Source organism: Xanthomonas populi (genome assembly GCF_002940065.1).
GTDB classification, from domain to species: domain Bacteria; phylum Pseudomonadota; class Gammaproteobacteria; order Xanthomonadales; family Xanthomonadaceae; genus Xanthomonas; species Xanthomonas populi.
On record NZ_MDEJ01000163.1, the window covers coordinates 1 to 7312 of the forward strand.

Below are 7312 nucleotides of genomic sequence, written 5' to 3' on the forward strand. Positions count from 1 at the left end.
ATGCGCGCACTTGTTTCTACACGATCCGGGTGCAACCAGCTGATCTATCTCGGGAAAACGTGGGGAAACCTCAGCGTCAGGATGGCGGCGATCAAACCTGCGGTGAGAATCAGCAGTGCACCAATCGAGGTGCGGCGCCCGTATTTCCTGCGCAGATCCCAGTGACCATTCGGCATCTTCGTTCCTTTGCCTTGCCTGTTGCGTGCCCAGTGTGATGGCCGACAGCGAGATCGGCCTCGTGGTACCGCTTGAAGATGATCCAGCACGTGCAGCAATCCCCTAAGCGCTGCAACGTGCCATGAGTCGCCGGCAAATAATAGGTGGCCTTCAGTGGCTGGCTGTGATTGGACAGCCGTCAATGAGTGATCACGTCACTGCCAATGCATCAGAACGAAAGCCAGATCGACAGCGCATGAAGAGCAAGGCCAATCAATCCACCAACCAGCGTTCCATTAAACCGAATGTATTGCAGATCGCGTCCGACACCCAATTCCAATTGTTCGACGAGGTGACGTTCGTCCCAACTCTTCATTGTCGATGCAATATGTTCTGTCACCGAGACACGCAAGCGCGAGGTGAGTTTTTCAGCAGCCTGCAACATATGCTGATTGAGTGCTTCACGCAGTGAGGGATCCGACGACAACGCCTGGCCCAGCGATTGCATCGAGCGCTCCATGTGCGCGGCCATCGATGATTCTTCACGCGCCAGGTCGTTGCGCAGCGCATCGCGAATCTCGCCCCACAGGCCTTGCACATACTCCTGCAGCGCCGGATGTGCGATCGCGCGCTGCTTGAGCTCTTCCACGCGCACCGCCATTTCCGGCTCGTCGCGTAGGCGTGCAATGTAGCGCTGCAACCACGCTTCATAGTCGAGTCTGATTGGATGCTCGGGTGTTTTGAGAATGTCCTGCAGTTCTTCGATTGCCGCACGCGCCATGCGCTCGGCCAGGCTGTCGCCGATCTCTTCGATCGGCTTGACCCAGTTCACCGTGCCGACCAGCTTGGGCCACTCGCGCCGCGCGTACCGCACGATCAGCGCCGACGCCCGCGTCTTGACCTGTTCCCGATCCAGCCACTCGCCCAGGCGCAGCAGCACCTCGTCCAGCAGTTTCTGGTGACGGCCGTCGGTGGTGAGCAGCGCCATGACATCGCCGACGGTGGCAGCGGCATTCCATTTGCGCAGACGGTCGACAACGAAGCGCTGGATAGCGCGCCGCACCGCTGCTTCGTCCAGCAGTTCGAGCGCCTGCAACATCCAGCCGCGCGCCATCTGGGCGAGCATGCGCGCCTGTTCGGGTTTGGCCAGCAATTCGCCGAGACGGCTGGCCGGGTCGAACACGCGCAGCTTGTCCATCAATGCATCGGGGGCGAGGAACTGGTCGCGCACGAAGCCGGCCAGGCCGTCGGCCAGCCGGTCCTTGCCGCGCGGCAGGATGGCGGTATGCGGAATCGGCAGGCCCATCGGACGTCGGAACAACGCCACCACCGCGAACCAGTCGGCCAACGCGCCGACGGTGGCGGCCTCGCAGAAGGCCGATACCCAGGCCCATATGCCGTGTTCGCCCATCAGGTGACTGACGATGAAGCCGGCGAACATGGCCAGCAACAGGGCTACCGCCAACAGCTTCATGCGCTGCAGCTGGGCGCGACGGGGATCGATGGGACGGGGAATGCTAATGCTTGGTTTCATGCCCGGAGTGTACCCAGTCGCGTGCCGATGGCATGTCCACGGCGATGTGGTCGATCACCGCATCCGATCAGGCGTTGGCGCTTGACCTGCCGCGCGTCGGCAGCCGGTCGATACTTGCCTCAACCGCGCAGACGCTCCAGCTGCGATTGCAGCGCGGCCACCTTGGTCTGCAGCGCGGCGTTTTCGTTTTCCAGTTCGGTGACACGGCGTTGCAAGGCTTTTAGTCGCGGCGTTCGGCCTCGCCACCCTCGGCCTCGTCGGATTTGGGTTTACGCTTGGCATCGCGCACGCGCTTGGCGGCCTGCTTGAGCTCGGCCTTGCCGGCCTGCGCTGCAGCGCGTTGCTCGTCCTCGGACAAGGTGGCCACTGCGGCGGCGGCGCTGATCGAAATATCGCCGGCCCGCACCGCCTGCACCACTTCCGGGGCAGCCTGTTTGTGGATGCGTTCGATCATCACCACCTGGTTGTTGCTCAGCCGTGCCTCGCGCGCCAGCTCGGCGCGGCTGACCGGGGTGGAGGTTTCTTCCCACGGTGGGCTGTAGCTGTCTTCGGCGCTACGTGCGGTGCTTTCATAGTGGCCGGTCTCGGGCTGATCGTCTGCAACGTCAGGCGCTTCGGCAGCGGCATCGGCATCGCGCTGGCTGCGTTGGCGCGCGGCCAGGATCTCGAGCTTGCGCAGCGCCAGTACGCCACGCTGGAAGTCCGACACGCTGCGCCGGCCCAGGTGCTGCTCGATCATCCACAGGTGCACGTCCTGCAGCGACTGGAAGCGCGGGTTCTGCACGGTCTGGAACGGCAGATCGTGCTTCTGGCAGATGCCGTATCGGTTGTGGCCATCCACCAGCACCCCCCCCCACAGCACCAGCGCATCGCGGCAGCCTTCGGTCAGCAGGCTGCGTTCCAGCGCCTCGTGCTCGTCGGGCGTCAGCGGGTCGCTATAGGCCTTGAGTTCTTCTTCGACAACGATGTTCATGCGGCAACTGCGGGCAAGTGCGGGGCCGGCATTGTAGTGAGCCTGCCTCATCTTGTCCGCCTCGGCGCGCACACCACCTGCAGCGCGCTGTCATTGGAGCCAAGCGGCAGTTCAGTCTAGACTAACTTCAGAACGTTCAATTGCGTTGCGCAAGGATGATGTTGGTATGGCAGACCCGTTCGATCAGGCAGTTCTCGACTATTGGCACAGCGTCGAATTCTTCAACGTCTACGATCTCGACGAGCAATTGGAGAATGCCCGCAAACACCGTCCAGTGCATCTGCTTGGACCGGAACAAATGGTTGATGGCACCTGGCAATCGGCAAGCGGTGCACCGCGGGTGCTGTATCTGCTGCCTTTCTGCGCAACGGAGGCGACCAGGGTTGTCGCAGCACAACTTTCAGATCCAGACGCGTCGTCGTCCATTGTCCAGGCGCGCGACAGTGAACTGTCTGCTGACGGCTTCACATGCTTTGCAAGACTGAAGATCAGTGCCGATGGATGCCCCGACTTTGAGGGAATCAGTTTCTCTGCATTGCCATGGGCCATGGGCCAGTTGCAGGCACGATCGCTGGATTGTCTGTCGATGGAGCAATTCGAGCAGGAAACCACTGCGCTCACGTTCGAGCTGGGGCAGGAGTTCGGTGACGCCACCGCTGTATTCGATGCGGCTGCGCTGTCGGCGTTGGTGGAGCGGCTGGTGCAGTGGGCGGGCTATCGGCCGCCGGCCGCCAGTGCATGGGCGTGGATGGAGGTGCTCAATGAGCCGCAGCCGCCCGCGTCATCCGCACCCCAAACCGAGTCCATCGCCAACGACGACGAGTCTTCGGGCGAAGAGACAACCGAGGATCTGCCGATACTCAACAGTTTCTTCGTCCACGACCTCAATCAGGCCGGGCGCGCGCTCAGGCAGCCGGCGCCGCCGCGTGCATTGCAGGCCTATCTGGCCGACATTGATATGCAAAAGCTGGATTTGGACAGTCCACAGGGGCAGTCGCACATCTTGGAGACGCTGCGACCGGGTAACGGCATCGCCGGTCGCTGGCCATCGCTGCCAGGCCAGTGCCAGTCGCTGATGCAGCAGTTCGCGTTGAACAAGATGAAGGCGCTTGAACCAGGCCAGCTCCTGGCGGTCAATGGGCCGCCGGGAACCGGCAAGACCACGCTGCTGCGCGACCTGATTGCGCATCTGGTGGTAGAGCGCGCCGGCGTGCTGGCGGGTTTGACCAATGCTCGGCAAGGATTGTCGACCGAAACTTTCGAGGCTCAGGTATTCGGCAAGACGCAGCGCATGCATAAACTGACGCCTGCATTGACCGGCTATGAAATCGTGGTCGCCTCCACCAACAACGGCGCGGTCGAGAATCTGTCGTTGGAGCTGCCGCAATGCAGCGGCATCGATCCGGTGTTGGTTGACTCCTTGCGGTATTTCCAGCCGGTTGCCACCAAATATGCCGGCAGTCATGCCAGCAAGCCCTGGGCGGCTCCGCAGCCGCCGGTCTGGGGTCTGATCTCCGCTGCGCTTGGGGAAAAAGCCAATCGCACCCGCTTCAACGATAGTTTCGTGTATCGGGCTGCCAAACCGGACGAACGGCCGGGTAAATATCTTGGGAAAACTGATGTGGATCATGCTGCCTGGGATGAAGCAGATGCCCAGACCTATTGGCGCTACCGCGAACAGCGTAGTGCACCAACGAGTTTCAAGGCTGCGCAGGAGACATTCGCCGAGGCGCGAGCTGCCTATGAAAAAGAGCATGCAGCGCTCTTGTGTCTGGAAGCGAAACTGAGTCAAGTGCATGCCGACTGGGAGCGCATGCGTGCCTTGTGCAACGGTCTGCCAGAGTTTGATCCACTGCGCCTGACCGAACTCGTCATCGCGGCGGGCCGTCTGGCGCAACGCGCGCAGGAAGACGCAGAGAGTCTTGAGCGTCGCCTGCTGCCGAAATGGTTGCGCGGGCTGTCGCAGATCTTCGATGCCAAACGCTATCGGCAGTGGTGCACGTATTGCGATCTTGCAATGACGCTGCGCCGGCTAGCGCAGGACACCGATGCATTGGCGCAGCACTGCGCATCTGCCGACGTGGCGCTGTGGGATGGTCATGCCCTGGACAGTCATGCCAATCAGGTCAATGCGTTCTGGCAAGGGAGGCGACTGAATCAGTCGCGCAACGCAATGTTTGCTGCCGCCATGGCCTTGCACGAGGCGTTCTTCCTGGAGGCGCAGCCGAACATCGCCTCCGCGATTTCAAATTTTCTGCCGCGCCCGGCCGCATCCGGCAGCGATGCGAAGGCGCTGTGGCAATGGCTGTTCATGCTGACACCAGTCGTGTCGAGCACGTTTGCCTCGGTACGTCGACAGTTCGCCGGCGTTGGGACCGAAGACCTAGGCTGGCTGATCGTCGATGAGGCCGGTCAAACGCCGCCGCAGGCAGCGGTGGGCGCGATCATGCGGGCGCAACGTGTGGTGATGGTGGGTGATCCGCTGCAGATTCCCCCGGTCGCGACGCACGGTACCCGCTTGCTGCAAGTGCTTGGCGATCACTGGCTGAAGCAGCGGCATGCGCGGTATGCGGTCGACAAGCATTCGGTACAAACCCTGGCCGATCGTGGTTATGCCTTTGGCGTACGCCATCCGAGCAGCCCGGAGAGCTTCATCGGCGTGCCGTTGGTGATGCATCGTCGCTGCGACGCGCCGATGTTCGGGATCGCCAATCAGATCGCCTATGCCAACCGGATGAAGCATGCCAAGAACGGCGGTGCCGCCGTCCATCCGACGCTGGGGCCGAGCAGTTGGTGGCATGTCGATGCAATGAGCGAAGACGGCAGCAAATTCGTGCCTGCGCAGGCGCAGAGACTGTTCGCTGCGCTGGTGGATCTGTACATCAGTCAGGCGATCACGAGCGATCAGCGCATGCCGGATGTATTCGTGATTACACCGTTTCGGGAAGTCAAGCGAGGCTTGCGCTCACTGCTCTGCGAGCGGGCCAACTGGGTCCAGGCGCTTGCTGGCAGATCCTTGCCGGTACCGACGAAAGCGAATCTGGAGCAGTTGGAGTCCAACATAGGCACCGTGCACACCTTTCAGGGTAAGGAGCGCGACATCGTGTTCTTGGTGCTCGGCTGCGATTCAAGCAACTCCGGAGCGATCGACTGGGCCAGCGCTGAACCTAATATTCTCAATGTCGCAGTCACGCGGGCCAAGAAGCACCTGTATGTGATTGGCGATCGCAAACTTTGGGGCAGTAAACGCTATTTCGATACGGCATTGGCCATGTTGAAGGATTTCCAGCCTGGGCATGCGGCTTGATTGCTGCATCCTGCATAGCAAGACTTCTTCGCAATCACCTCGCCGGTGATCGGAACCGCTTCAAGCCGTGCTATGCAGCATCTTCCCCAGCGTTTCGACGATCTGCCCGATCTGCTCGGGCGTCACGATCAGTGGCGGCGACAACGCAATGACATCGCCAGTGACGCGCACCAGCAGGCCACCGTGGTGGAAGCAGCGCTCGAACACCTCATAGCCGCGTGCGCCCGGCGCACCCTCGCGCGGTGCGAGCTCGATCGCCCCGATCAGCCCAACGTTGCGGATGTCGATGACGTGCGGCAGCCCATGCAGGCTGTGCAGCGCGTCTTCCCACTGCGGGTCAAGCGTGATCGCGCGCGTGAACAGATCCTCTTCGGCATAGGTGTCCAAGGTGGCGATTGCGGCTGCGCAGGCCAGCGGGTGGCCGGAATAGGTGTAGCCGTGGAAGAGTTCGATCGCGTTCTGCGGGCCGTGCATGAAGGCGTCGTGGATCGCATCGGCCACCAGCACTGCGCCCATCGGCACGGTGCCACTGGTCAGGCCCTTGGCGGCGGTGATCAGGTCAGGCGTCACGCCGAAGCGTTGCGCCGCGAACGCCTCGCCGACCCGGCCGAAGCCGGTGATCACTTCGTCGAACACCAGCACGATGCCGTGGCGGTCGCAAATGGCGCGCAGCCGCTGCAGATAGCCCTCCGGCGGCAGGATCACTCCGGCCGAGCCGGACACCGGTTCGACGAACACCGCGGCAATCGTGGAGGCGTCATGCAAGGTGATCAGCCGTTCCAGATCGTCTGCCAGGTCCGCGCCGTGCGCGGGCAGGCCACGCGAGTAAGCATTGCGTTCGATGTCCAGCGTGTGCCGCAGATGGTCGGTGCCGGCCAGAAGCGGGCCGAACCATTTGCGGTTGTTGGGCAGCCCGCCGATCGACATACCGCCGAAGCCGACCCCGTGATAGGCCTTCTCGCGGCCGATGAAGCGTGTGCGCTGGCCCTCGCCGCGCAGGCGGTGGTAGGCCAGCACGATCTTCATCGCGCTATCCACCGCCTCCGAGCCGGAGTTGGTGAAGAACACATGACCCAGGCCCGGCGGTGCAATCGCGGCCAGCCGCTGCGCCAGCACGAACGGCAGCGGTGAGCCCATCTGAAAGGTCGTGGCGAAATCCAGCGTGCCGGCCTGTTCGCGGATTGCCGCCACGATGCGCTCGCGTCCATGGCCGGCATTGCAGCACCACAGGCCGGCAGCGCCGTCCAGAATCTGGCGGCCGTAGATGACGGCCTGTTGGGCCTGGTAGTCGCCGCTGCCCTTATCGCAACACGCCAATCGATCGCAGCCATCAATCGTATTC

The 7312-nt window shown here is 62.4% G+C and carries 4 protein-coding genes and 1 pseudogene; 1 reads left to right on the plus strand and 4 read right to left on the minus strand.

Translation table 11 applies throughout. The features are described from left to right. Nucleotides 1-385 precede the first annotated feature (385 nt). From XpopCFBP1817_RS18300 to XpopCFBP1817_RS23300, 3 genes and pseudogenes are all read right to left on the minus strand, one after another. Nucleotides 386-1690 (minus strand): DUF445 domain-containing protein, encoded by a 1305-nt coding sequence (locus tag XpopCFBP1817_RS18300; protein ID WP_128418205.1) that lies wholly within the window; start codon nt 1688-1690, stop codon nt 386-388. 119 nt (nt 1691-1809) lie between these two features. Next, nucleotides 1810-2663 (minus strand): annotated as a pseudogene (locus XpopCFBP1817_RS18305) (plasmid replication/partition related protein). A 136-nt stretch (nt 2664-2799) separates the two neighbouring features. Continuing rightward, nucleotides 2800-2943: a hypothetical protein gene (locus XpopCFBP1817_RS23300; protein ID WP_244171232.1), complete on the minus strand. Its 144-nt coding sequence runs from the start codon at nt 2941-2943 to the stop codon at nt 2800-2802. A 306-nt stretch (nt 2944-3249) separates the two neighbouring features. Here XpopCFBP1817_RS23300 and XpopCFBP1817_RS18310 point away from each other — a divergent pair, with 306 nt between their 5' ends. Next, the gene (locus XpopCFBP1817_RS18310; RefSeq protein ID WP_244171233.1) at nt 3250-5970 is read left to right on the plus strand and encodes a DEAD/DEAH box helicase; all 2721 of its coding nucleotides are present in this window, start codon (nt 3250-3252) and stop codon (nt 5968-5970) included. A 60-nt stretch (nt 5971-6030) separates the two neighbouring features. Here the strand turns inward: XpopCFBP1817_RS18310 and aptA are convergent. Further along, nucleotides 6031-7312: omega-aminotransferase AptA (aptA, locus tag XpopCFBP1817_RS18315; RefSeq protein WP_244171234.1), on the minus strand; the 1282-nt coding region annotated here is incomplete at its 5' end.